The organism is Pantoea sp. GABEPS69, from assembly GCF_045780835.1.
Classification (GTDB): domain Bacteria; phylum Pseudomonadota; class Gammaproteobacteria; order Enterobacterales; family Enterobacteriaceae; genus Pantoea; species Pantoea septica.
The window spans coordinates 2,901,803-2,925,885 of sequence record NZ_CP118618.1 but is presented as its reverse complement, the minus strand read 5'-3'; the positions used below and the strand labels follow the sequence as shown (position 1 = coordinate 2,925,885).

The 24,083-nt window shown below is 58.8% G+C and carries 25 protein-coding genes; 17 read left to right on the top strand and 8 right to left on the bottom strand.

Annotated elements, in window-relative coordinates; genetic code table 11:
- Positions 1-79: 79 nt before the first annotated feature.
- Entirely contained in the window at positions 80-997 is a 918-nt protein-coding gene (locus tag PVE98_RS14340; RefSeq protein WP_096073882.1) for a LysR family transcriptional regulator, read from the top strand.
- Here the strand turns inward: PVE98_RS14340 and PVE98_RS14335 are convergent.
- Together PVE98_RS14335 and PVE98_RS14330 are read right to left on the bottom strand one after the other, a co-directional pair.
- A complete protein-coding gene (locus PVE98_RS14335; RefSeq protein WP_096072764.1) occupies positions 972-1,760 on the bottom strand; it encodes an extracellular solute-binding protein in 789 nt (262 codons plus the stop codon). The two genes, PVE98_RS14340 and PVE98_RS14335, sit on opposite strands and share 26 nt — an antisense overlap.
- A gap of 10 nt (positions 1,761-1,770) precedes the next feature.
- On the bottom strand, positions 1,771-3,081 hold the full coding sequence (locus PVE98_RS14330) for an MFS transporter (protein ID WP_096072765.1): 1,311 nt from the start codon (positions 3,079-3,081) through the stop codon (positions 1,771-1,773).
- A 420-nt stretch (positions 3,082-3,501) separates the two neighbouring features.
- Between PVE98_RS14330 and PVE98_RS14325 the strand changes: the two genes are divergently transcribed.
- Positions 3,502-4,068 carry a UPF0149 family protein gene (locus PVE98_RS14325; protein ID WP_096072766.1) on the top strand — a complete coding sequence of 189 codons (567 nt, stop codon included), beginning with the start codon at positions 3,502-3,504 and terminating at the stop codon, positions 4,066-4,068.
- 133 nt (positions 4,069-4,201) lie between these two features.
- On the opposite strand, the gene PVE98_RS14320 is transcribed toward PVE98_RS14325, so the two are convergent.
- Positions 4,202-5,344, bottom strand: coding sequence for an AI-2E family transporter (locus PVE98_RS14320; protein ID WP_033751883.1), 1,143 nt, complete (start codon positions 5,342-5,344; stop codon positions 4,202-4,204).
- A 365-nt stretch (positions 5,345-5,709) separates the two neighbouring features.
- Between PVE98_RS14320 and PVE98_RS14315 the strand changes: the two genes are divergently transcribed.
- The 5 genes from PVE98_RS14315 to PVE98_RS14295 all read left to right on the top strand — a co-directional run bounded on the left by PVE98_RS14315 (position 5,710) and on the right by PVE98_RS14295 (position 11,309).
- On the top strand, positions 5,710-7,005 hold the full coding sequence (locus tag PVE98_RS14315; protein WP_033751882.1) for an HAAAP family serine/threonine permease: 1,296 nt from the start codon (positions 5,710-5,712) through the stop codon (positions 7,003-7,005).
- A gap of 108 nt (positions 7,006-7,113) precedes the next feature.
- Positions 7,114-8,208, top strand: coding sequence for an ABC transporter substrate-binding protein (locus tag PVE98_RS14310; protein ID WP_033751881.1), 1,095 nt, complete (start codon positions 7,114-7,116; stop codon positions 8,206-8,208).
- A 143-nt stretch (positions 8,209-8,351) separates the two neighbouring features.
- Complete coding sequence (locus PVE98_RS14305; RefSeq protein ID WP_160173335.1) at positions 8,352-9,053, top strand: EAL domain-containing protein; 702 nt, start codon at positions 8,352-8,354, stop codon at positions 9,051-9,053.
- A gap of 794 nt (positions 9,054-9,847) precedes the next feature.
- A complete protein-coding gene (locus tag PVE98_RS14300) occupies positions 9,848-10,321 on the top strand; it encodes an RcnB family protein (protein ID WP_096072767.1) in 474 nt (157 codons plus the stop codon).
- Positions 10,322-10,481: 160 nt separating this feature from the next.
- A complete protein-coding gene (locus tag PVE98_RS14295) occupies positions 10,482-11,309 on the top strand; it encodes a Cof-type HAD-IIB family hydrolase (RefSeq protein ID WP_096072768.1) in 828 nt (275 codons plus the stop codon).
- A gap of 31 nt (positions 11,310-11,340) precedes the next feature.
- Here the strand turns inward: PVE98_RS14295 and PVE98_RS14290 are convergent, their stop codons facing one another.
- Positions 11,341-12,498 (bottom strand): iron-containing alcohol dehydrogenase, encoded by a 1,158-nt coding sequence (locus PVE98_RS14290; RefSeq protein ID WP_096072769.1) that lies wholly within the window; start codon positions 12,496-12,498, stop codon positions 11,341-11,343.
- Between the two features lie 290 nt (positions 12,499-12,788).
- Between PVE98_RS14290 and gntT the strand changes: the two genes are divergently transcribed.
- Entirely contained in the window at positions 12,789-14,105 is a 1,317-nt protein-coding gene (gntT, locus tag PVE98_RS14285) for a gluconate transporter (protein WP_033751872.1), read from the top strand.
- 33 nt (positions 14,106-14,138) lie between these two features.
- Here gntT and PVE98_RS14280 read toward each other — a convergent pair whose 3' ends face one another.
- On the bottom strand, positions 14,139-15,221 hold the full coding sequence (locus PVE98_RS14280; RefSeq protein ID WP_096072770.1) for a malate/lactate/ureidoglycolate dehydrogenase: 1,083 nt from the start codon (positions 15,219-15,221) through the stop codon (positions 14,139-14,141).
- Positions 15,222-15,333: 112 nt separating this feature from the next.
- On the bottom strand, positions 15,334-15,579 hold the full coding sequence (locus tag PVE98_RS14275; protein ID WP_033751866.1) for a hypothetical protein: 246 nt from the start codon (positions 15,577-15,579) through the stop codon (positions 15,334-15,336).
- A 70-nt stretch (positions 15,580-15,649) separates the two neighbouring features.
- On the opposite strand from PVE98_RS14275, the gene PVE98_RS14270 reads away from it, so the two are divergent.
- A complete protein-coding gene (locus tag PVE98_RS14270) occupies positions 15,650-15,907 on the top strand; it encodes a hypothetical protein (RefSeq protein ID WP_187143623.1) in 258 nt (85 codons plus the stop codon).
- A gap of 30 nt (positions 15,908-15,937) precedes the next feature.
- On the opposite strand, the gene PVE98_RS14265 is transcribed toward PVE98_RS14270, so the two are convergent.
- The gene (locus tag PVE98_RS14265; RefSeq protein WP_033751863.1) at positions 15,938-16,150 is read right to left on the bottom strand and encodes a hypothetical protein; all 213 of its coding nucleotides are present in this window, start codon (positions 16,148-16,150) and stop codon (positions 15,938-15,940) included.
- A 381-nt stretch (positions 16,151-16,531) separates the two neighbouring features.
- Here PVE98_RS14265 and pagP point away from each other — a divergent pair, with 381 nt between their 5' ends.
- From pagP to PVE98_RS14250, 3 genes are all read left to right on the top strand, one after another.
- Entirely contained in the window at positions 16,532-17,104 is a 573-nt protein-coding gene (gene pagP, locus PVE98_RS14260) for a lipid IV(A) palmitoyltransferase PagP (RefSeq protein WP_407568515.1), read from the top strand.
- A 152-nt stretch (positions 17,105-17,256) separates the two neighbouring features.
- On the top strand, positions 17,257-17,466 hold the full coding sequence (cspE, locus tag PVE98_RS14255; RefSeq protein ID WP_033751857.1) for a transcription antiterminator/RNA stability regulator CspE: 210 nt from the start codon (positions 17,257-17,259) through the stop codon (positions 17,464-17,466).
- Between the two features lie 268 nt (positions 17,467-17,734).
- Entirely contained in the window at positions 17,735-18,160 is a 426-nt protein-coding gene (locus PVE98_RS14250) for a GNAT family N-acetyltransferase (protein ID WP_033751856.1), read from the top strand.
- Here PVE98_RS14250 and PVE98_RS14245 read toward each other — a convergent pair.
- Entirely contained in the window at positions 18,144-19,499 is a 1,356-nt protein-coding gene (locus PVE98_RS14245; protein ID WP_096072772.1) for an aminotransferase class I/II-fold pyridoxal phosphate-dependent enzyme, read from the bottom strand. The genes PVE98_RS14250 and PVE98_RS14245 overlap by 17 nt on opposite strands.
- A gap of 131 nt (positions 19,500-19,630) precedes the next feature.
- Here PVE98_RS14245 and PVE98_RS14240 point away from each other — a divergent pair, with 131 nt between their 5' ends.
- The 5 genes from PVE98_RS14240 to PVE98_RS14220 are packed head-to-tail and all read left to right on the top strand — an operon-like array spanning position 19,631 to position 24,022.
- Entirely contained in the window at positions 19,631-20,599 is a 969-nt protein-coding gene (locus PVE98_RS14240; protein ID WP_096072773.1) for a nitrate ABC transporter substrate-binding protein, read from the top strand.
- Positions 20,599-21,393: a deaminated glutathione amidase gene (locus PVE98_RS14235; protein WP_096073883.1), complete on the top strand. Its 795-nt coding sequence runs from the start codon at positions 20,599-20,601 to the stop codon at positions 21,391-21,393. Before PVE98_RS14240 ends, PVE98_RS14235 begins: the two co-directional genes overlap by 1 nt.
- Before the next feature lie 21 nt (positions 21,394-21,414).
- Positions 21,415-22,302 carry an ABC transporter substrate-binding protein gene (locus PVE98_RS14230; RefSeq protein WP_096073884.1) on the top strand — a complete coding sequence of 296 codons (888 nt, stop codon included), beginning with the start codon at positions 21,415-21,417 and terminating at the stop codon, positions 22,300-22,302.
- A complete protein-coding gene (locus tag PVE98_RS14225) occupies positions 22,299-23,255 on the top strand; it encodes an amino acid ABC transporter permease (RefSeq protein WP_333620633.1) in 957 nt (318 codons plus the stop codon). The genes PVE98_RS14230 and PVE98_RS14225 overlap by 4 nt, the downstream gene beginning before the upstream one ends.
- Positions 23,252-24,022: an amino acid ABC transporter ATP-binding protein gene (locus PVE98_RS14220; protein WP_096072775.1), complete on the top strand. Its 771-nt coding sequence runs from the start codon at positions 23,252-23,254 to the stop codon at positions 24,020-24,022. The genes PVE98_RS14225 and PVE98_RS14220 overlap by 4 nt, the downstream gene beginning before the upstream one ends.
- Positions 24,023-24,083 lie beyond the last annotated feature (61 nt).

The following is a 24,083-nucleotide window of genomic DNA, read 5'->3' as shown; positions in this document are numbered from 1 at the left end:
ATGCCCGCAACGGCGGCGTATCTCTGTAGAATAAGGCGCTTACCGCCGTCAACCTGGAACCCACTGCGATATGAAGCCGATGACGTTAAACGTCGACCTTAACGATCTCTACGCTTTTCAGGCTCTGGTGACATTCAGAAGCTTTAAAGCTGCCGCAGAGGCGATTCATCTTTCTCAACCGGCGCTGAGCCGACGCATCGATAAGTTAGAGACGTCGCTTGGTGTCAGGCTGTTCGAAAGAACCACGCGGCGCGTTAGCCTGACCATGGCGGGCCGCAGTTTCGCGCCGCGCGCGCAGCAGATCCTGAAAGATCTAGAGAGCGCCATCGCCGACGTCGGGGATGTCAATCCGCACCGAACGGGCCTGGTTACGGTCGCCTGCGTGCCGTCGGCCGCCTACTATTTTATGCCCAAAGTCATCGCGCAGTTTCAGCTTCACTACCCGCGCGTACGTATTAAGCTGATCGATTCCAGCGCCGGCGACGTCTACGACGCGGTCATCTCAGGACAGGCCGATTTCGGCCTGAGCTTTACCGGCGCGCCGCAGCCGGATGTCAGATTTCTGCCGCTGGTGGATGAGGCCTACGTCGCCGTCTGCCCGCGCGACCATCCGCTCGCCGGCAGGAAGAGCCTGGGCTGGCGGGAATTTTATAGCTGGCCCTATGTCTGGCTGGATAAAACCTCAGGCAACCGCAACCTGCTCGATCAGGCGCTGACGGGCATCGTGCCGGAAAAGCCGAGCGTTTGCGAAACGCGTCACGTTACGACGCTGCTGGGCATGGTGGAGGCCGGGCTGGGGATCGCCGCGGTGCCGGGGATGGCGATGCCGAAGGCGGGCCACCCGTTTTTAGCCACCATTCCGCTGAATGAGCCGACGGTACGCCGCACGGTCGGCATCGTGAAGCGCACCGGTCAAGAGCTGCCGCATCTTGCCGGTGAGCTGGAGGCGATGATTATTGCGATAAACGCGTCTAAGGGGCAGGCGAACGACCGCTAACGGAATCGAGACCGGTTGCCTGAATCTGCTGTTGCACCCCGGGAGAGGAGAGGTACGCCAGCAGGGCTTTCGCCTCTTCCGGCTGGGCTGAGTGGCTGGAGACCGCGCCGGCGAAGCGGGTGACATACTGCATATCCTCCGGCAGCTTGCCGATAAAGGTCACCCCGGCCACCGGCAGCAGTTCGCTGACCTGCTGGAAACCGATCTCGTAGCGGCCGCTGGCGACGCTTTGCGCCACAGGGGTTTTCTCAACCATCGTCGCCTTAGGCTTTAGCTGCTCAGCGATGCCCAGCTTGTTAAACAGCGTCGTCTCGACATATTTCCCGCTGGCGCTGTCGGAATAGGCGACCGAGTGCGCCTTCAGCAAGGTAGCCCTGAGCGCGTTCGCCGTCGTGATATCGGGCACGGCGGCGCCTTTTTTCACCACTGCGCCGATTTTTGAGTCGGCGAGCTCGGTGCGCGTGCCGGGCAGCAGGCGTCCCTCTTTATCGAGCTTATCCAGCGCATAGCCGACCATAATAATGACGTCCGCTTTTTCGCCCGCGGCTAACCGGTTGGGAATCGCCTCCGGCGACTGCCCCATCGACGGCCCAGGCACCGTCTTGACGGTATAGCCTTTTTCAGCGGCGAAAGCGGGCCTGAGCTTTTCCCAGGCGGCCTTGAAGCCGCCTGAGATCATTACCGTGATCTCTTTTGCCGACGCATCCCAGCTCAGGATAAACAGCGGCGCGATAAGCAGCAGGCGGGATAACCATCGTTTCATCTTTTTTTCCTTAACCGAACGTTTTTTTAGCGGCGTGATGATGAACCGCCTCTTGCTTATAGAGAAACAGGGTCGCCAGCAGCGCGCACGCGGCGGCGAAGCTCATCCATAAACCAGGCGCGGCTTTGTCGCCGGTCACTTCAATCAGCGCGGTGGAGATGGCGGGCGTAAAGCCGCCGAACAGCGCGGTGGCCAGGCTATAGGCCAGCGAGAAGCCCGCGACCCGGACCGAGACCGGCATGATCTCCGTTAACGCCGGGATCATGGCGCCGTTATAGAGCCCGTAAATAAACGAGAGCCACAGCAGCACGCCCAGCATCGAGTAGAAGCTCGGATCGGCCGCCAGATATTTAAGGGCAGGGTAGGAGGTCGCGATGGCGATGAGCGCCATGGCGATCAGCACCGGTTTACGCCCGTAGCGATCTGAGATAGCCCCGCCAATCGGCAGCCAGATGAAGTTTGATACCGCCACCAGCAGAGTCACCAGCAGGCTGTCCGATGCGCTGAGCATCAACACTTTTTTGCCGAAGGTGGGGGCATAAACGGTGATCAGATAGAAGGCGGTGGTGGTCATCGCCACCATCAGCATGCCCGCCATCACGGTTTTCCAGTTGCCGAGCAGGGTGCTAAAGACCTGACGCATTTCAGGATGTTGACGGCGGGCGCTGAATTCCGCCGTCTCCTCGAGGTTGCGGCGCAGGAAGAAAATAAACGGCACGATCAGGCAGCCGAACAGGAAAGGAATGCGCCATCCCCAGTCGCGAATCGCGCTCTCCTCCATCAGAGCGTTGAGGGCGAATCCCATCGCCGCCGCCACCATAATAGCGACCTGCTGGCTGCCGGATTGCCAACTGGTATAGAAGCCTTTTTTGCCCGGTGTGGCGATTTCAGAGAGATAAACCGAGACGCCGCCCAGCTCGGCGCCGGCGGAAAAGCCCTGCAGCAGCCGTCCCATCAGCACAATCAGCGGCGCCCAGTAGCCGATCGCCGCATAGGAAGGAATCAACACGATCAGAAAGGTGCCCGTCGCCATAATCGAGAGCGTGACGATAAGCCCTTTGCGTCTGCCCACTTTATCGATATAGGCGCCCAGCACCACCGCGCCGATGGGGCGCATCAGGAAGCCGGCGCCGAAAACGGCGAAGGTCATCATCAGCGAGGCGAATTCGCTGCTCGCCGGAAAGAAGGTATGGGCGATATAGGTGGCGTAAAAGCCGAACAGGAAAAAGTCGAACTGCTCGAGAAAGTTTCCCGAGGTGACGCGAAAGATCGCGCCTGCCCGGGCGCGAACCGTGTTGATTGATGCAGAGGATGTTTCCATTAAATGCTCCAGCGTTTACGTAATGTTAATGATTCATTACTTTGTTGTGACTCAAGACTGGAACAGGAAGGCGGCGTTAATAAGTGCATTTTGCGTATCGATTAATGCGTGCGGCGCATGAGTTTTCGGCCTGCTGAGAGCGACCTCCGGCAGCGACTGGCGATAGCGCGCCTGAGCGGTCGCTCGCCGTCTCTGACGACTCCTTTTTGCCTTATCAATTTCGTGACCGGCTTCATACCGGCGCGGTACGACATCCGCTCGCCGCCGGTCTCTTTGGTTGGCTTCGCGCCTGCTCTCAGGCACACTATCCGCAGCGAAATAGATTCCCTGCTGAGACAAGGTTCTCTCACCCGACTTTCCACAGGGCTGCCTGCCAGCGCGCGCCGCCCACCCCTTCGACACACCACAAGAGGAATTACCATGGCTACAGGCCCACTGAACGCAGACGAAATCGAGTGGATGGAAGATGTGTTGATGGAGCACGACAGCGAAGACGGCTTGATCGATATCAGCGAGCTGGACGGTCTTTTCACTGCGGCGCTCTCCAGTCCGTCGCCGCTGGCGCTCGATGCGATGAAGCCGGTAATCTGGGGCGAAAGCGCGCCGGACTGGGCTGATCCTGCGGATGAGCAGCGTTTCAATACTCTGGCGGCGCAGATGATGAACGATATCGCCGAGCGCCTCAGCCTCTATCCGGAGCAGTTTGAGCCGCTGTTCGGCTATCGTGAAATGGACGGCCGCGAACTGCTGGTGGTGGAAGAGTGGTGCTTTGGCTATATGACCGGCGTGGCGCTGGCGGAATGGCCGGAGCTGCCCGCCGAGCTACAGCCGTCGCTGCAGGCGATTGCGCTGCATGGCGCTATCGATGAGGTCGAGAAACTCGACGGTATGGATGAGATCGCCTACCTGCAGAGCACTGACGCGATACAGCCTGCGGCGCTGCGTCTCTATAACTACTGGCATGGCAAAACCGACGCGATTCACTAAGCGCGCCAGAGCCGCCTGAGTGCGTCCCACACAGACGGCTCCCAGAGCCTGTAAAAGGTGCGCTGGCCCGGCAACTGCCGCACCTCAGAGATGAGGTGCCTGTTTGCGCGGGCCGCGTCGGCAGGGATGCCGTTTACGCACCACTACCCGCGTCATTCCCGAGAGCGGCCTCGTCCGACAGCTTTTTCCCTTCCTCGATAAACTCTTCGTCAATCTCTTCGACGTTGTCGCGGTTATCCTTGCCCGACAGCAGGTTCCAGCAGGCGATAAACAGCGCGGCGATCAGCGGACCAATCACAAAGCCGTTAATGCCGTAAATCTCCATGCCGCCTAAGGTGGCGATCAGGATCAGGTAATCAGGCATTTTGGTATCTTTGCCCACCAGCAGCGGACGCAAAATATTGTCCACCAGTCCGACGATCACCACAAAGAAACCGACCAGGAACAGCCCCTTCCACAGCGCGCCGGTTGCGAAGAAGAAGATCGCCGCAGGCACCCAGATAATCGCCGAGCCCACGGCGGGGATCAGCGACAGGAACGCCATCAGCGCGCCCCACAGCAGGCTGCCGTCGATATCCACAAACCAGAACGCCAGCCCGCCCAGAATTCCCTGCACGATGCCGACCACCACCGTGCCTTTGACCGTGGCGCGTGAAACGGCGGCAAACTTCATAAACAGGTGATGCTTCACGTAGGTCGAAAGCGGCAGCGCCTCCAGAATCAGATGCACCAGATAGGAGCCGTCTTTCAGCAGGAAGAAGAGCAGATAGAGCATCACGCCGAAGCCGACGGTAAAGGTGAAGGTGCCTTTGCCGATCAGGAAAACGCTGCCCGCCATATACTGGCCGCCCTTCAGCGCGAAGGTCGACAGCTTCTGCTGGATCTGCGCCGCGTTATTCATCTGATGCTCAGAGAGGAAGTTGCGTAGCCAGCCGGGCAGGTGATGCAGCAGATCGGCGAATACCGTCGGAAACTGCGCCGAATTGCTCTGCAGCTTGAGATAGACGGCGTTAACCTCCACCACCAGCGAAGAGGCGATAATCGCCAGCGGCGTAAACACGATCAGGCAGATAATCAGCAGCGTCACCAGCGACGCCAGACCGTTACGATCGCCCATTTTGTGCCGCAGCCAGGTCTTCAGCGGGGCGAAGATCACCGCCAGAATGGCCGCCCAGAGAATGGGTGAAAAGTAGGGCGCCAGTACATCGAAAAACGCAACGGTCACTATCGCCAGAATCACGATGAAGAAACCGATATTTAGTCCTTTAACACGCATGCATAAACCTCAGGGTTAAGTGTTGCGGGTGAACTATAGAACGCCCGGCGCGCTTTGTAATGCCAATCTGTGGTTTCGTTTAAAAATTTAAATCCAGCGCGGCGGAGCGCGCGCGACAACGCGGGCGCATCGCCGCGTTAACGGATATTCGACCTAAATATGCACGATTAGCGCATCGCGGTTGAAGCCTGTCGTTAAGGTGTGTAAAAATCCTGCGCAATCGTTTACTCCCGCCGTGGAGAGACATTTTTTTGCCGCAAATCGCCGTGCTGCCGCAAAGCGGCAGAGCAGGGCGGCGCGGTAATGTGGCCGTCGATGCCCACTCACCGTCGACGGCGTTGAGGTTATGAAGACAGGACAGGCAGATGAAAACCACGCAAACCGGCGCGCTGACCGCAGCCGCAGAGGCGCCCGCCGAACGCGGCTGGCGCAAAACCGATACCACCTGGATGCTGGGGCTTTACGGCACCGCAATCGGCGCAGGGGTACTCTTTTTGCCGATCAACGCGGGCGTCGGCGGGCTGCTGCCGCTGATCATTATGGCGATCCTCGCCTTTCCTCTGACTTTCTACTCCCACCGCGCGCTGACCCGCTTTGTGCTCTCTGGTAAAAACGCGGGAGAAGATATTACGGACGTGGTGGAAGAGCACTTCGGCGCCGGCGCGGGCAAAATCATTACGCTGCTCTACTTCTTCGCCATCTTTCCCATTCTGCTGATGTACAGCGTGGCGATCACCAATACGGTAGAGAGCTTTATCGAACATCAGTTAGGGCTGGTGTCGCCGCCGCGCGTGCTGCTGTCGCTGATACTGATTATCGGCCTGATGACGGTAGTGCGCTTCGGCGAACAGATGATCGTCAGGGCGATGAGCATTCTGGTCTTTCCCTTTGTCGCGGTACTGATGCTGTTGGCGATTTATCTGATCCCACACTGGCACGGCGCGGCGCTGCAGACCCTGTCGCTGCACCACAGCGGCGGCGGCAAAGGCATCGCGATGACGCTGTGGCTGGCGATCCCGGTGATGGTCTTCTCTTTTAACCATTCGCCAATCATCTCCTCGTTCGCCGTGGCGAAGCGCGCGGAGTATGGCGAAGGCGCGGAGCCCAGGTGCTCGCGCATTCTCGCCTGTTCCCATCTGCTGATGGTGGCGACGGTGATGTTTTTCGTCTTTAGCTGCGTGCTCAGCCTGTCGCCGCAGGATCTCGCCGCGGCGAAGGCGCAGAACATCTCGATTCTCTCCTATCTCGCTAATCACTTTAACGTCCCGGTGATCGCCTGGCTCGGCCCGCTGATCGCCATCGTCGCCATTACCAAATCCTTTCTCGGCCACTATCTCGGCGCGCGCGAAGGCTTTAACGGTCTGGTCAATAAAATGCTGCACAGCCGCGGCAAAAGCCTGGCGCCTGCGAAGCTGAACCAGGCGACGGCGCTGTTTATGCTGCTCAGTACCTGGCTGGTGGCGAGCTGGAATCCGAGCATTCTCGATATGATCGAAACCCTCGGCGGGCCGGTGATCGCGATAATCCTGTTCCTGATGCCGATGTACGCCATCCGCCACGTTCCCGCAATGCGCAAATACAGCGGGCATCTCAGCAATCTGTTCGTGGTGCTGATTGGACTGGTGGCGATCTCCGCCATCTTCTACTCCCTGCTCAGCTAACGAGAAGGCGCCCGCTACGCGCGGGCCGTTTAGCGGCGGTTTAGCTTTCCCGTCCCGCAACATGCTAGCTTTGTTGAGAATAATTATTAGTTACTGAGGTAGTAAGCGATGAAAAAGGGACTTCTGCTGGCCGGACTGCTGACGTCGGCAGCGTGCGGCGCCACCACTTATCCGCTGCAGATCACCGATCTCGACGGCAACGCCATTCGGCTCGATCATGAGCCGCAGCATGTGATCCTGCAGGATGGCCGCGACGTGCTGGCGCTGGCGCTGCTCGACCGCGACAATCCCTTCAGGCGCGTGGTAGCCTGGAATAACCTGCCGAAAAAGCAGGATACCCAGACCTGGGATCTGCTGAAGCAGCGCTGGCCGCAGGCGAGCAACATTGTTGATATGGGCTTCAACGATCAGGGGCAGGTCAATCTCGAAAGCGTGCTGGCGCAGAAGCCGGACCTGATGATCGCCCAGCTGCGCGCGAAATCGGCGCTGCAGCAGTCAGGCGTGCTGGATACGCTGAAAGGGCTCAATATTCCGGTGCTGTTTATCGACTATGAGCTGCACCCGAAAGAGAACACCGCGCGCAGCGTGACGCTGCTCGGCAAGGTGCTTAACCGCGAGAAAGAGGCGGCCGACTATACCGCCTTTTATCAGCAGCGCTTACAGCAGCTCGACGCGGCCATCGCAAAAGTGCCGCAGAAGCCGACGGTGTTTATCGAGCCGATTGCCGGCAACAGCGACAACTGCTGTTTCACTCACGGCCATAACGGCTGGGGCGGGCTGGTGGAGGCGGTGGGCGGTAAGAATATCGGCTCTGCGCTGCTGCCGGGCAACGCCGGCTTTGTCTCGCTGGAGAAGATTATCGCCATGAAGCCGGACGTTTATATTATGACCGGCTCGAAGCGTCCTAATCCTGGGGTGCTGCCGTTTGGCTATAACACGACGCCGGAAGAGGTTTCAGCGACCTTTAGCGGCCTGCTGAATCGCAGCGGCCTGAAGCAGATCGCGCCGGTCGAGAATGGCCGCGTTTATGGGGTTTATCACCACTTCTATAACCATCCTTACAACATCATCGGCATGGAGATTCTGGCGAAAGATCTCTATCCGCAGACGTTTGCACAGCTCGATCCCACGGCCGATTTCCACTACATCGTGACCCACTTTACCCGTCTGCCAGATGCGCCGGTGACCCTAAGCGCGCCCTGAACCGCCGACCGCGCGTTGACAAAACGCGCGGTTAATTTACCTTCCCGTCGCTCTATCTTTCGCTACTCTTAAATAAACCGCAGCCAGTCTTAACGTGCGTTATGCGGTCGATCGCTGCCGTTTGGGCTCTGCCCGAGGTATTTATGAATTCACACTCCCTGGCCTCTACGCTGAGTAAAAAATTTATCCTTGAGCCGGTTATGTCGCAGAGCGGCCGCTTTGTCGGTTTTGAGCTGCTGACGCGCTATACCTCGCTGGCGGGAAAATCGCGCAATCCCTTTATGGTGATTGAAAATATGCCGTGCAGCGAAAAGCGCGATTTGCTCTATGAGCAGCTGAGCGATTTGTCGCCGGTCGTGGCGCAGCTTGAGGCGTATCACCTGTTTGTCAGCATCAATGTTGATCGCGATATGGTGACCATGCTGGAGGAGGATGCGCGGCTGGGCTGGCTGCTCAGCACCGCCAGCGTCATACGGCTGGAGGTCTCTGAAGCTATCGACTTTCATCAGGATTACGAGGCGCGCGAAACGCTGCATCGGCTGAAGGCGCGCGGCATCCGTTTCTTCCTTGACGATCTTGGCACCGGCTTCGCCAATCTGGAAGCGCTCTATACCGGCCTGTTTGAGGCGGTGAAAATCGACAAGCGCTTTTTCTGGGAGCAAAAGGATAAATCGATCTTTCCGGTATTAATGGCCAATATTCAGCGCTATTGTCCGCAGATAATCGTAGAGGGCGTCGAGAATAAAGAGGATCTGGCGGCGCTGGAACATATTCCGCTTTACGGTCTGCAGGGATACTATTTTAGCGCGCTGGAAATAGAAGATTTACCGCAGCTTTTCTGCTGAGTCTGTTTTTATTATGCGCAGCGCATATCGCAAGATTTATCGCCTTCGCTAAAAAAGTGTGATTAATGAAGCTGGCTAAGCCGAGCGGATAAAACGTAAATAAAATGAAAACAATATTGCTTTTTTAGTTCGCGCTGTGCTTCGTTACGGGCAGGGCTGGCGTGGAATACGGGCGAGTAGCCAGACCGTGCGCTAAAGTTTCCGTAAGGCAATATTTAGCAGCCAAATTAATAGCCCGAATAATTAATTTCTCTCGCTGGTCAGACCCCATACCTGTTTTGCCTGAATAGAGATGCCCGAAGCAGATATTTAACGGAACGTCTAATTCACGCTAAAAAATAAGTCGGCGCAGGGTGATATAAATCAGGAAATATCCTAATCAGGAAAATTAGTGGTGCCAAAATAATAGTTGCAGTGTTACTCTCTTTGTTCAACACTGGTGATGTGGTGTTGTCTCCTCTAGTTTTTTCCTTGATTTGGCAAGGATTAGCCGGCCTTCGGTTTAAAGGAATTTCGATTCCCCCGATCGATTTCGATCGGGTTTTCATTTCTGTTTGATTCTATTTTCCGCTTTGTTAAACCGCCCTTTTACGTGCTACCGCCCGCTCTGTTCGTCGCACCGCCCGCAGGTCCAGCGGTCTCCACAATTTCTGCCGAGTGTTAAGGAAGCGCTAAACGGCGTAATAGTCTGTAAGTTAGCGATTTTTAAGAGTTTTGGAGGTGCAGACGCCATGCAAATCGCCGATAGTAGAGCTCAACGGCGCGACGTTCGCTGTTGCCACTGGAGGTTTACGATGAAAAAAACAACATTACGCGTTATCGCGACTTTTATTGCATGCAGCTCATTGATTTCTACCCTTTCCTGGGCTGACGGCCCGGGCGACCATCATGGCCAGCCCTGGCAGCAGCATGACGGCGACCGTCGCGATGGCGACCGCCACGACGATCGCGGCCGTGGTCCGCAGGGCCATGGCCCGGATCGCGGTCCGGATCGCGACCGTTTCGCCGGCAACCCGCATGGCGACCGACATGACTATCGCGACCGTGACCGCGATCATTTCGCCTGGAACGGGCACGATTTTCGCCGCGGCCACCCGATGCCGCACGAATATCGCGGCCCGCACTATCGGGTAGACGACTGGCGCGAGCGCCGTCTGCCGGAGCCGCCGCGCGGCGAGTACTGGTCCTATATCGACGGTAACTATGTGCTGATTGCCGCCGCGACGGGCATTATCACTTCGCTGATCCTCGGCAACGCCTTTAACTAAGCCTGCTCTTCGGGCGGCCCCGGCCGCCCGTTCTCCTTGATTTCCGCCTCAATCCTCTGAAAACCGGCTGCCTGCGCGCGCGCCTGTTCCTCTTTTTTTCACGCTCTCCAGGCTATGCTTTGCTTCCACACTGTTCCCTTTCGCCTGATAAGGAGTCGAGATGACAGCGGTAAAAATGGTGGCGGTCGATATGGACGGCACCTTTCTTGATAACCAGAAGCAGTACGATCGCCCGCGCTTTATGCGCTGCTATGAAGAGATGAAAGCGCGCGGCATTAAGTTTGTCGTCGCCAGCGGCAATCAGTACTACCAGCTGAAATCTTTCTTTCCCTCTATCGCCAGCGAGATCGCCTTTGTGGCGGAGAACGGCGCCTGGATTCTGGATGGTGAAGAAGAGCTGTTCTGCGGCGCATTTTCTCGCCCGGACGTGCATGCGGTGCTCGATACGCTGCAAAACGGCAACTATCCAGGGCTGCGTTATATCCTGTGCGGGCGTGAAAGCGCCTACTACTTCAGTGGCGTGGTGGAAGAGCAGTGGCTGGCGAAAATGCGCCACTATTGCCATCGGCTGAAGGCAATTAACTCGCTGGAAGAGACGGGCGACGATCGGCTGTTCAAGTTCGCGCTTAACCTCTCCGACGACTATGTCGAACCGCTGATGGCGGATATTCAGCGCCTGCACGCGGGCGCGGCGGCGGCGACCTCGAGCGGCCACGGCTCGGTGGATCTTATCGTGCCGGGCCATCACAAGGCCAACGGCCTGAATATTCTGGCGCAGCGCTGGGGCATCGATCATCAGCAGGTGCTGGCGTTTGGCGACGGCGGCAACGATCTGGAAATGCTCAGGCAGTCCGGGTTTAGCTTCGCCATGGCCAACGCGCCGCAGCGGGTAAAAGAGGCGGCGCGCTACGCTGCGCCCGGCAACAACGAGGCGGGCGTTCTGCAGATTATTGAGAAGATGCTTGCGGGCGCGCCGCCGTTCGCCTGAATGCTGCGCGGGCGGGCGGCGTCGCTGCCCGTTATGCCTGCGCTGGCACCACGCGCCACGCCTGCGTCAGCATCGCGCGCATCGCCTGCTGGCTGTAGTTCACCAGCGAGTTTTTGCTGTTGGCGCGCGCCAGAATCCACTCCGCCTCTTCGCTGCTCAGCGTCTGGGTCTCCTGCCAGAAAGGCGCGATCGCCTGCTGCTGCAGCCAGTTTTTCAAAAAGCGCGCTGGCTGCGCCTCCGGCACGGCGAAAAGCTGCTGCTGCAGATCCTGCATCAGCTGCTGCTGCTGCGCATCGTCGCTTTCTGCCAGCAGATCGAGGAACGGAAAGAGCAGCCGGCCGCAGACTTCGCCGTGATGATAAGGCTTGATGGCGCCCAGCTCGCCGGCGATGCCGTGGATCACCCCCAGACCGGCGCTGCTGAGGCAGACGCCGCCCAGCCAGGAGGCCATCATCATCGCTTCGCGCGCCGCGTCGCCTTGCGCATCGTCGCGGTTTAGCGCGGGCCAGGCCTGAACGAACTGGCGCAGCCCGGTCAGCGCCAGCTGGCGAGTAAACAGATTGCCCTTGCTGGAGAGGTAAGCCTCGAACAGATGGGTAAAGGCGTCGATGCCGCAGGTCGCCAGCACCTTATCGGGCGCGCCTTTCAGCAAATCTGCATCCAGAATCGCCACCTGCGGAACAAATACCGGATGGCGCAGTGAAGCCTTAACCTTAATGTCATGCTGGTCGGTCACCACGGCGTTCTGCGTCGCTTCGCTGCCGGTGCCGGCCGTGGTCGGCACGGCGATCAGCGGCAGCGTCACCGCCTGCACCGGCGTGTCGCCGACCTTTTCCAGATAGCGCGCGGTGGGCAGTGGATGCTGCATCATGGCGCTGAAAGCTTTGGCGCCGTCGAGCACGCTGCCGCCGCCAATCGCCACCACGCGGTCCACGTGACCGCGCCAGCGTGTGACCCAGGCGTCAATCTCAGCCGGTGACGCTTCATGCGCCACGATTTCATAACCAATAATAAGATCGTTCAGTTCGCTTTTCAGACGCGCATAGACGGGGCCGTTAAGAAAAGAGCGCCCGCAGAACAGCAGCGTAGGCTGAGGATCGGCGCTCAGCAGCGGCACCAGCTTACTGATGCTGCCGCGTCCAGAAAGGGTTCGTTGATTGCTGTACAGCTCGATCAGGTTCTCACTCACCGCAACATCCTTATGTCATCAGGAAAAGAGAGAGTGTAACCAAAAGCCGAACGGCGGCAGCGGCAAACTTTCTGATAACGCCGCGATGAAAAGTTGATCACCTTCGCAAAACAGAAATTCAGCCTCTGCGGGGAGGTGCTTTCATCAGGATGTTACCCTTAACATGTTACTGGTAACAGGCTGTGTCTGACTGTTAGTTCGTTTTTTCGATGCCGTACCCAATGTCCGTTTCGGACCCATGATAACAATATGCTGCTGGCGCTGGCCGGTCAGTAAGGTGGAGAAAACCTATGCCCTTACTTATTGTGGCGATCGGCGTGGCGTTACTGCTGCTGCTGATGATTCGCTTCAAACTTAATGGATTCATCGCGCTCATTCTGGTGGCGCTGGTGGTCGGCATGATGCAGGGCATGCCGGTCAATAAAGTGATCCTTTCGATTAAAAACGGCGTCGGCGGCACGCTCGGCAGTCTGGCGCTGATTATGGGGTTCGGCGCCATGCTCGGCAAACTGCTGGCCGACTGCGGCGGCGCGCAGCGCATCGCCACCACGCTGATTGAGAAGTTCGGCAAGCAGCATATTCAGTGGGCGCTGGTGCTGACCGGCTTTACCGTCGGCTTCGCGCTCTTTTATGAAGTCGGCTTCGTGCTGATGCTGCCGCTGGTGTTCAGCATCGCCGCTTCGGCGCGCGTGCCGCTGCTCTACGTCGGCGTGCCGATGGCGGCCGCGTTGTCGGTAACGCACGGCTTCCTGCCACCGCATCCCGGTCCGACGGCGATCGCGACGCTGTTTAACGCCGATATGGGCAAAACCCTGCTGTGGGGCACGCTGCTCGGCATCCCGACGGTGATCCTCGCCGGCCCGGTTTACGCCCGCTTCCTGAAAAGCATCGATAAACCGATTCCGGAAGGGCTCTATAACCCGAAAACCTTTAGCGAAGAAGAGATGCCGGGCTTCGGCGTCAGCGTCTGGACCGCGCTGGTACCGGTGGTGCTGATGGCGCTGCGCGCGCTGGCGGAAATGGTGCTGCCGAAAGGACATGTGCTGCTGCCCTACGCGGAGTTTTTCGGCGACCCGGTGATGGCGACGCTGATTGCGGTGCTGATCGCCATCTTCACTTTCGGCCTTAATCGCGGACGCAGCATGGATGAGGTGATGGGCACCATTACCGATTCGATTAAAATTATCGCCATGATGCTGCTGATTATCGGCGGCGGCGGGGCGTTCAAACAGGTGCTGGTGGACAGCGGCGTCGATAAATATATCGCCGCGATGATGCAGGAAAGCAACGTGTCGCCGATCTTTATGGCCTGGTCGATTGCCGCAGTGCTGCGTATTGCGCTTGGCTCCGCCACCGTGGCGGCGATTACCGCGGGCGGCATTGTCGCGCCGCTGATCGCCAGCAGCGGCGCCAGTCCGGAGCTGATGGTGATTGCGGTCGGCTCCGGCAGCGTCATCTTCTCCCACGTCAACGATCCCGGCTTCTGGCTGTTTAAAGAGTATTTCAACCTGACGATTGGCGAGACCATTCGTTCCTGGTCGGCGCTGGAGACCATCATTTCGGTGTGCGGTCTGGTGGGTTGTATGCTTCTGTCGATGGTGATTTAAGCTTTACCGCCGGGCGTTGCCCGGCGGATAGCCTTAACTGGCCAGCGCGCGAAACGCGGCCAGCTCCTCGTCAGGCATTCCCGCCTGGGTCGCCGCCAGACAGATTTGTCCCCAGCTGTTGGCGTCCAGCGGGATCCCCTCACGCTCGCGCTGCGCGCGATTAGCCTCTTCCCATTCTCCCGGCACCTGAATCGGCTCGCTGCCGCTCTGCGGCGATCGCTTCACCCAGTCGAGAAAGGCTTCCGCTTCCTCCTGCATCGCCGGCGCGTTGAACGCTTCCGGGTTAAGGATGATGGCGGTCATGCAGTTGTAGATCGCATCATGGCTGGCAAGCACCGTTTCGTCATGGGTGGTGCGTCCGCCGGAGAGCGCGCCGCCGAGGATTTCACACAACGTTGCCAGCGCATAGCCCTTGTGCAGGCCAAAGGGCAGCAGCGAGCCGTAGGGCGGCTCATGCATAACGGCAGGATGTTCGGTCGGCTTGCCCTGATGGTCGATCAAATAGCCGGGCGGCACGTCTACCCCTTTATTCCAGGCGACGCGCGTTTTGCCGAAGGCGATGCCGCTGGTGGCGAAATCGAGCAGAAGAGGGCTGGCGTCACGGCGCGGAAAAATGGCGCAGAAGGGGTTGGTGCCGAAGCGGCGATCGCTGCCGCCGAACGGCGCCACCATCGGGTCGCCCATCACGTTGACGAAATGAAAAGAGACCAGACCCGCCGCGGCGCACTGTTCAGCCCAGTGGCCGATGCGGCCGATATGGTGCGAGTGGTGCAGGCCGACCGCGGCGATCCCCAGCTGTTGCGCGCGCGCGATGCCCTGTTGCATCGCCTCATAAGCGGCCACCTGGCCGAAGCCGGAACGGGCGTGAAAGGTCAGCACCGCGCCGGCGTCTTTTTCCAGCACCGGATGCTGATTAAGCTGCAGATGGCCCTGGCTGAACGAGCGCATATAGCTGGGGATCATGCCGACGCCGTGGGAGTCGTGTCCGGCCAGATTCGCCGCCACCAGATGATCCGCCACCAGACGCGCCTCGTCGGCTTCGCTGCCGGCGTGCAGCCATATCGCCTGCACAAACTGATGCAGCCGCGCGGCATTGATTCGATAGAGTTCACTCACTTTGCTCTTCTCCTTTTTATGGGTACATCGCATCCTGCGGCTAAAAAAAAGCGACGGCAAGTGATGGTTTCAGGGGAGGAGATGGGCCACAACGCGTGGCCCAAAGAGGGGGTTAATGCGGCTGTTCAAAGCCGGCTTTGACCATTTGCTCGCGCAGCGCGCGCGAAATTTCGCGATTACCGCCGGTAACGGGGTAGATCACGTTATTGATAACATCATCAATATAGTGCTCATCAAACTCTTGCATGCTGAGCTGCGTGCCGCCTTCATCATTGATAGCGAAAGACCCTTTAATGTGATCGCCAGCATTTTTCGCCTTGAGGCTGTAGCGACCCATACTGGTATTTATCATGCTCATAGTGTCTCCTTGTTGCTCATCTTACGGTGATCGTCGCAGAGGCCTGCCTTTGCCGCTAAAAGTTTAGCGGGTGGAAAAGGCGGAAACGAAGCGTGAAGTGGTTAAAAAAACAGCTGCTGCGGCCGGCGTCGCAAAAATAGTTCGGGCTTATCTGGAAAGCGTGCACGTCAGCCAGCGCGGAAAGTGGCCCAGCAAAAACGCAGCGATAGGCTATACTCTTATCCGGAAAGGTTTTTTACTGGCAAAGGAACATGGATATGAAAATAATTTTGTGGATTATCGCCATCATTTTCATTGTTGGGTTACTGACGCTGACCGGCGTATTTAAGTTAATTTTCTGAATCAACGCGGGCACCGCTCAGGTGCCCTTGCTTCTGTCCTTCTTAGACGCCTGCGCGACCAGACAGCGCGCGATAGGGTCGACGAGCGTATTCGGCAACAGATCCCGCGCCGTCAGACGCTTATTGCAGCTGGCGCAGCGTGCGCCATGAAACGCTGGATCTGCTGAAGGATCGTGGGTAAAAGTAAACTTCGCACTGCCGCAGGCGGTGCAGCGAATCTTCATTACCATACTAATGCTCTCCATGCCTGAATCGAACAGGCGCTATTCTAACAAATCCCACCACTTTATTTATCAAAAATCCTAAACAATTAATGCGCGTTATCTTTTGGGGTTGCTGATTAATTATTTAATAATTACATGGCGTTATTGTTGCATTTTGTAACCTTGACGCGCACTGACATATCAGAAGCTATCTGATGAGGCGCTGAAATGGCCTCGGGCGCGCCTGTCGAGGCAGCTAAACGCAGTTATTTTTCTCTGTTTGGTCCCGGTTTGATTTCGGTTGGGCATAATCGCGCCCCTGACGCAGGATTGTATTCAACCAGGATGCGTGCGGCCGGAAAGGAGCAAGCTGGTCGGCGCGCCGTCGATTTGTACAGGAAAAGAGTTGTGAACCGGTCTTCTTCGAGCGCCGTAGTGGGCGCCTGCTCCGCGCTTATTTTTTCATGTTCCCTTCAGGCTGCCACCCTGACGCAAAGTATCCAGAGCGGCTGGAACACCTTTACCAGCAACGTGCAGCAGACCTGGCAGCCGCCGCAGAACAGCGACTTTTATCTGCCCGCCATCACCTGGCATAACCGCTGGACCTACGACGACGAGCATATCAAGCGCTACAACGAGCGTCCCTGGGGCGCAGGCGGCGGCATCTCGCGCTATGACGATAAGGGCAACTGGCACGGCCTCTATCTGATGGCCTTTAAAGATTCCTATAACAAGTGGGAGCCGTTCACCGGCTACGGCTGGGAGGCGACATGGCATCCGATTGACGGGAGCCGTTTTCATCTCGGCGCTGGCTACACCGCCGGCGTCACGGCGCGCGATAACTGGCGCTATATTCCGGTTCCTGCGCTGCTGCCGCTGGCGTCGGTGGGTTATGGCCCGCTGAATTTTCAGATGACCTATATTCCGGGCACTTACAATAATGGCAACGTCTACTTCGCCTGGCTGCGGTTTCAGTTTTAACTTTTCGGGGCGTCTGTCAGGGGAGGACGAAGTGAAAAAAAAGGCGATATTTATCACTTTTTCATCAATTCTCACTGGACAAATGTCACGGCAATTGCTGTACTAGACGGCGACACAGTTTAGTGTCCATTTTTCATGTAAAGGTAATATAGATGTCCAAGATTAAAGGTAACGTTAAGTGGTTTAATGAATCCAAAGGATTCGGTTTCATTACTCCAGAAGATGGCAGCAAAGACGTGTTCGTACACTTCTCTGCTATCCAGAGCAACGGCTTCAAAACTCTGGCTGAAGGTCAGCGCGTAGAGTTTGAAATCACCGAAGGCGCCAAAGGCCCATCTGCTGCTAACGTTATCAGCCTGTAAGTTAACAGTCAGAATTTCAAAAACCCGCCTTATGGCGGGTTTTTTTATGCCTTAAAAAAGGCGCAAAACCCGCTCGTTACGCTGCCTGACCTTGCCGACAAAGATTTACTCCGCCTCAATCGCTTAGGATGAATGCGTAACGCCGCACGAACTGCGGCGTCAGTCACATAAAAGCCTCGTAACATTATTATAACAACCCGTAGTTGCAGCTTTTTGTTTGCTGACGCTATATAACAGAGCGGCAGCATTATCTTCTTCAGGAGGCAGGATGAATATACGTCAGGCACAGGCGAAAGACAGCTTTGCACTCAGCGCGCTGCTGGCCGAATTAGGCTACGGCGGCACCGAGAGCTTTATCGATAAACGCCTTGCCCAGCTGAGCAGCGATCCCGACGAGATGCTGCTGGTGGCGGAGTATGGCACCCAGGTGCTGGGATTCCTGTCGATGCATTTTATTCCTCAGCTGGCGCTGGCGGGGGACTTTGCGCGCATCAGCTACTTTTGCATCGCAGAAGGGGAACGCAGCAAGGGCGTCGGCCAGCAGCTATTGCAGCACGCCGAAGCGATGGCGATGCAGCGTGGCTGCGACCGCATGGAAGTGCACTGCCACGCATCGCGGCTCAAGGCGAACCAGTTTTACCTGCGTGAAGGCTATGAAGAGTCGCCGCGCTACCATATCAAAGGTCTGAACTAAGCCGCGCCTCGCGCCCGGCGGCGATCGCCAGCGCGCTGGCCAGCATCTCCAGCTGCCTCTCCTGCAAACAGGCGATGCTGACGCGGATAAACTGCGTCGGCCCCAGCCGACAGCGCTCCCCGGGCAGCACGGCGATGCCGCGCGCCGCCAGGGTAATCATCGCATATTGCTCCGACGCCACCGGTATGCAAATGCTTAGCCCGTCGCGCATCGGCAGCCTCAGCCCATGCGCCGCCAGCGCCGCCAGCATTTGCTCGCGACGCTGGCGATAGATTGCGCGCGCGGCGGCGATCGTCTCCTGCGTCGCGGCGTCCTGCAGCAGCCAGGCGACGCTGTCCTGCAAAATTCGGCTGGTCCAGCTGACGCCGAAATTGCGCCACGCCTGAATGCGCCTCACCATCTCCGCCGTAGCGGAGAGAACCGCCAGCCGCAGATCGGGGCCGTAAGCTTTGGAAAACGAGCGGACGTGCAGCGTGCGGTCAGGAAAAATAGTGCCGAGGCTCCAGGCGGGCGTCGCGGAGAGATCGCCCAGCCCATCATCTTCGACAATCAGCGTCGCGCTCTGCGCCAGCGTCTGCGCCAGCGCGGCCTGACGCGCTCGGCTGACGCTGCTGCCGGTCGCGGAATGGGTACGCGGCTGGTAAATCACCATCACCGGCGACTTCTGCAGCAGCGCGGCGAGCATCTCTGGCAGCGGTCCCTCATCGTCGCAGGCCAACGGCAGGATCTCCGCGCCGACGTTATCAAGCATATCCAGCAGCCGCGTCGCGGTGGGATCCTCAATCACCACGCGATCGCCCGGCGAGACCAGCGTCTGCACCACCAGATTCATCGCGTCGAAGCCGCCGTCCGTCGCCAGAAAGGCTTTGGCCGCATAGGGCCAGCGCGGCTTGATGGCGGACAACAGCACCGGCGAAATCGCCTCGCGAACATAGCTGTTAAGATGCGGCGACTGCAGCGCCGCCAGCAGGGCAGGTTGCAGATCGGGCAGCAGCGCGGCATCGGGCGAGGCCATCGACAGATCGGCGCGGATGTTGTCGCCGTAGTTGCCTATCTTTTCAAAGCGAATCGGGCGCGGCATCACGGTATTGCCCGACACCCAGACGCCGCTGCGTCCTTTGCCCGCCAGCACCTTATGCTTTTTGAGCTGCCCCCAGGCCGCCGACACCGTCGCCGGACTGACGCCCAGCTTCTCCGCCAGCTCGCGTACGGCAGGCATCTGCATACCTACCGCAATCTTGCCTTCGCGGATCAGCGTGGAGGCTGCCAGCGCAATGCCTTTTACTGAGGCGTCGCTTATCTGCTCGCTCAGCCAGTCGATATCCACCGTTTGCGTCATAAGAAAATACTTTGTTCAGTAACGAATTAATGATTGTTCAGATAAGTATTCCCGAACTAGTATCAAATTCAAGCACTATTTGATGAATAAATCATCGGCGCCGCAGGACGCTACCTGCTAACGGGGCAAACATGAGCAGATTAACCGTCAGACTGGCCGTGCGCGACTGGGATTACTTTACGCCGCTGGCGCTGGGCGACCTGCGACCGGAGGGCTTTGAGCTGGTGATTGACCGCGTCGGCACGCTGGTCGATCACCTGGCCGATAGCCCCGACTATGAGGGCGGCGAAGTCTCTTTCAGCCGCTATGCCCAGGGACGCGCACGCGGCGAAACCGGCCTGCTGGGACTGCCGCACTTTCTGATGCGCGGCTTTCGGCAGCGCTGCATTATCACCACTGCCGACAGTCCGCTCACAACGCCGGCGCAGCTGAAGGGCAAGCGCATCGGCGTCACCGGCTGGCAGGACTCCGGTAACACCTGGACGCGCGCCGTACTGCGCGAAGCGGGCATAGAGATCGACGATGCTTACTGGTTCGCCGGTCGCCTGACGGAGTCGCATCCCGTTGTCGATCGCCTGGCGGGGTTTGGCCGTCCGGGCCGCATCGAAGCCGCGCCGGGCGAGCGTCCGCTGCTCGATCTGCTGCGGGCAGGGGAGCTGGACGCGCTGTTTACGCCTTTTATGCCGGAAGGCTTTTTCCAGCCGGACTCCGGATTGCGTCAGCTACAGGTCGATTTTCAGCAGGCGGAGCGCGACTATTTCCATCGCGTCGGCTACGTGCCGGGCATCCATATTCTGGCGCTCAAGCCGGCGCTGGCGGAGGCGCATCCCTGGCTGCCGCAGGCGCTCAGCGAGATTATCGATCGCTCAGGGCGGCTGTGGATGCAAAAGCGGGAGAAGTACGCCGACACCACGCCCTGGCTGCTGGACGATTTGCGACGCACCGCCCAGGAATTGCCCGCCAGCTGGAATCAGAACGGGTTTGAGGTTAACAAGAAGATGATTGCCGACTTTGCCGATGAGCTTTATCTGCAGGGTTTGACGAAAACGCGCCTGACGCCGGAAGCGATCTTCCCGGCGGCCAGCAAGGGGGACATATGATGAAAGTAGCGATGGGACAGTTCGCGGTCAGCCGCGAATGGCAGGAAAATGCGGCTATCTGCCTCGATCTCATGGCGCGCGCCGAAGCGGGCGGCGCCGATCTGCTGGTGCTGCCGGAAGGGGTGCTGGCGCGCGATATCGCCGATCCCGATCTGGTGCTGAAGGCGGCCCAGCCGCTGGATGGCCCTTTTCTGACGCAGCTGCTGGCAAAAAGCCGTGACAGCGCGCTGACCACCATGATGAGCATTCATGTGCCGACCGAGGGTGACAAAGCGCTGAACGTGCTGGTTGCGCTGCGCAACGGCGAAATCATCGCCGCCTATGAAAAGCTGCACCTCTACGACGCCTTCGCTATGCAGGAGTCGCAGCGCGTCAATCCCGGCGCCGCTATCCCGCCGCTGGTTGAGGTCGCCGGTATGAAGGTGGGGCTGATGACCTGCTACGACGTGCGTTTTCCCGAACTGGCGCGGCGTCTGGCGCTGGACGGCGCCGAGGTGCTGGTGCTGCCCGCCGCCTGGGTAAAAGGCCCGCTGAAAGAGATGCACTGGGAGCTGCTCACGACGGCGCGGGCGCTGGAGAACACCTGCTATATGGTGGCGGTGGGCGAGTGCGGCCCGCGCAATATCGGCAACAGCCTGGTCGTCGATCCGTTGGGCGTCGCCATCGCCAAAGCGCCGGAGTCGACCGCGCTGGTGTTTGCGGAGCTCGATCCGCAGCGTATCGCCTATGCGCGCAGCGTGCTGCCGGTGCTGGAAAATCGTCGCTTCGCCCGTCCGGAACTCAAAACAGAATAAGTACGCTTGGGAGAAACCACCGTGAAAAAGAGTGCAACCGCCATTTTGCTGGCGCTTGGCCTGAGCGCCTCGCTGGCCCACGCCGCCGACGCCATACCGACGCAGCAGGTCGACAAGGGGCTGCATGACCGCCTGCCCGACGCCATTAAGCAGGCGGGCAAGATGATCTCGGTAAACAACGGATCCTTTCCGCCCTATGAAATCGTCAACGGCCCGCACGCCATGGACGGCGCCTCTGCCGATCTCAGCAGCGCGCTGAGCCAGCTGCTGGGCGTAAAAATCGAGCACGCCACGGTCAGCGGGCTGTCAGGGGTGCTCTCCGGCATTAACTCTGGTCGCTACCAGCTGGCGATCGGCCCGATAGGCGACTACCCGGATCGTCAGCAGAAAGTGGATTTTATCGACTTCGTGCAGGAGTTCGTGGTGTTCGGAGTGCAGAAGGGCAATCCGCAAAAAATTAACGGGCTGGAGGATACCTGCGGCAAGCGCATCGCGGTGATGGCGGCGGGATCGGCAGAACAGGTGATCCGCAAACAGTCGGAAGCGTGCGTAGCGGCGGGCAAACCGGCCGTGGTGGTGCAATCCTTCACCGATCAGCCCTCGTCAATTCTTGCGGTACGCTCGAAGCGATCGGACGCCTTCTTCTCCTCGCAGGCGCCGCTGACATACTTTATCGAGCAGGCGAGCGGCCAGCTTGAGCTGGCGGGCAAGGGGCAGAAAAACGGCTTCGGCGATATTTTCCAGGGCACGGTGGTGCCGAAAGGGTCGCCGCTGGGCCAGGTGGTGCTGGATGGCTATAAGGCGCTTTACCAAAACGGCACCTACGCCGCCATCATGAAAAAGTGGAAGCTGGACGGCAATATGATTAGCGCGCCGGGTCTCAACCTGGCGAAAGGGGCGGCAAAATGAGTCCAGACATCCACAATACACGAGCCACGGACAGGGCCGACGTGCAGCAGCGCGACGTGGCTTTCGCCCGCAGCGTGCCCGCCTGGGGACGCTGGGTCTTCTGGATTGTGGCGCTGATCCTCGCCTCCAACTTTCTCTGGCTGGTGGCGACCAACCCCAACTTCGAATGGAAGGTGGTGCTGCAGTGGTTTACCGAGGAATCGGTGCTGAAGGGGCTGGAAATCACGCTCGGCCTGACTGTGGTCTCGATGATCCTCGGCACCGGGCTGGGACTGCTGCTGGCGGTGTGGCGTCTGTCGGAGAACCGGCTGCTGAGCGGCATCGCCAGCCTCTATATCTGGTTCTTTCGCGGCACGCCGCTGCTGGTGCAGCTGATATTCTGGTACAACCTGTCGACGCTGTTTCCCACGCTTTCGCTGACGCTGCCCTGGACATCCGTGACCTGGGCCAGCTGGAACACCAACGATCTGATTACGCCGCTGACGGCGGCCATCGCCGGGCTGGCGCTGAACGAGGCGGCCTATATGGCGGAGATTATCCGCGCCGGACTGCTGTCGGTGGATAACGGCCAGGTCGAAACCACCCAGGCCTTCGGCATGAGCCGCAGTCGCGCGCTGCGACGCATCATCATTCCGCAGGCGATGCGCGCCATTATTCCGCCCAGCGGCAACCAGCTGATCAGCATGATTAAAGCGACCTCGCTGGTGAGCGTCATCGCCATGGGCGATCTGCTCTATTCAGTGCAGGCGATCTATAACCGCACCTTTGAAATTATCCCGATGCTGATGGTGGCGGTGATCTGGTATTTGCTGATTACCTCGATCCTGAACGTCGGCCAGTCGGCGATAGAGCGCTACTACGCGCGCGGCACGCGCCGCACGGTAGAGGCGGCGAAATCGCGCGCATCCACGCCGCTCACCGGCGCGCGCCTGCTGCAGAAGGAGGATGTATGAGTGCTGTCGTGCCGCTGGTCAGCGCGCGTAACGTTCATAAAAGTTACGGCCATAACCAGGTACTTAAAGGGATCGATCTCGACGTCTTTCCAGGTGAGGTAGTGGTGATCCTCGGACCGTCCGGTTCGGGCAAATCGACCTTCCTGCGCTGCATCAACCATCTGGAAGATATGAACGGCGGCTCGATCATGGTAGGAGATGAGCAGATTGGCTACGAGCTGAAAAAGGGCATTCTGCATCGCCTCTCGCCGTGTAAAATCGCCCTTCAGCGCCAGAAGATAGGCATGGTGTTCCAGCAGTTTAACCTCTATCCCCATCTGACGGTGCTGCAAAACATTATCGAGGCGCCGATCGGCGTGCATAAATTTCCGCGTCAAGAGGCGATCGCCTATGCGCGTTCGCTGCTGGCGACGGTAGGATTAAGCGACAAGGCGGACGCCTGGCCGCGGCATCTGTCCGGCGGTCAGCAGCAGCGTGTGGCGATCGCGCGCGCGCTGGCGATTAAGCCGACGCTGATGCTGTTCGACGAGCCGACCTCGGCGCTTGACCCTGAGCTGGTCGGCGAAGTGCTGGCCACCATGCGCACGCTGGCGGATCAGGGGCTGACCATGATCGTAGTGACCCACGAGATTGGTTTCGCGCGCGAAGCGGCCGATCGGGTGGTGTTTATGGATGGCGGCGTGGTGGTGGAGCAGGGGCCGCCCGAGCAGGTGATCGCGCAGCCGCAGCATCCGCGCACCCAGGCATTTTTAAGCCGTTTTATTTAACGCTGCATCAACAATCTTACTCTGTTACAGAATCTAGTTGAGGTTGGCGGCGATCTGCGCG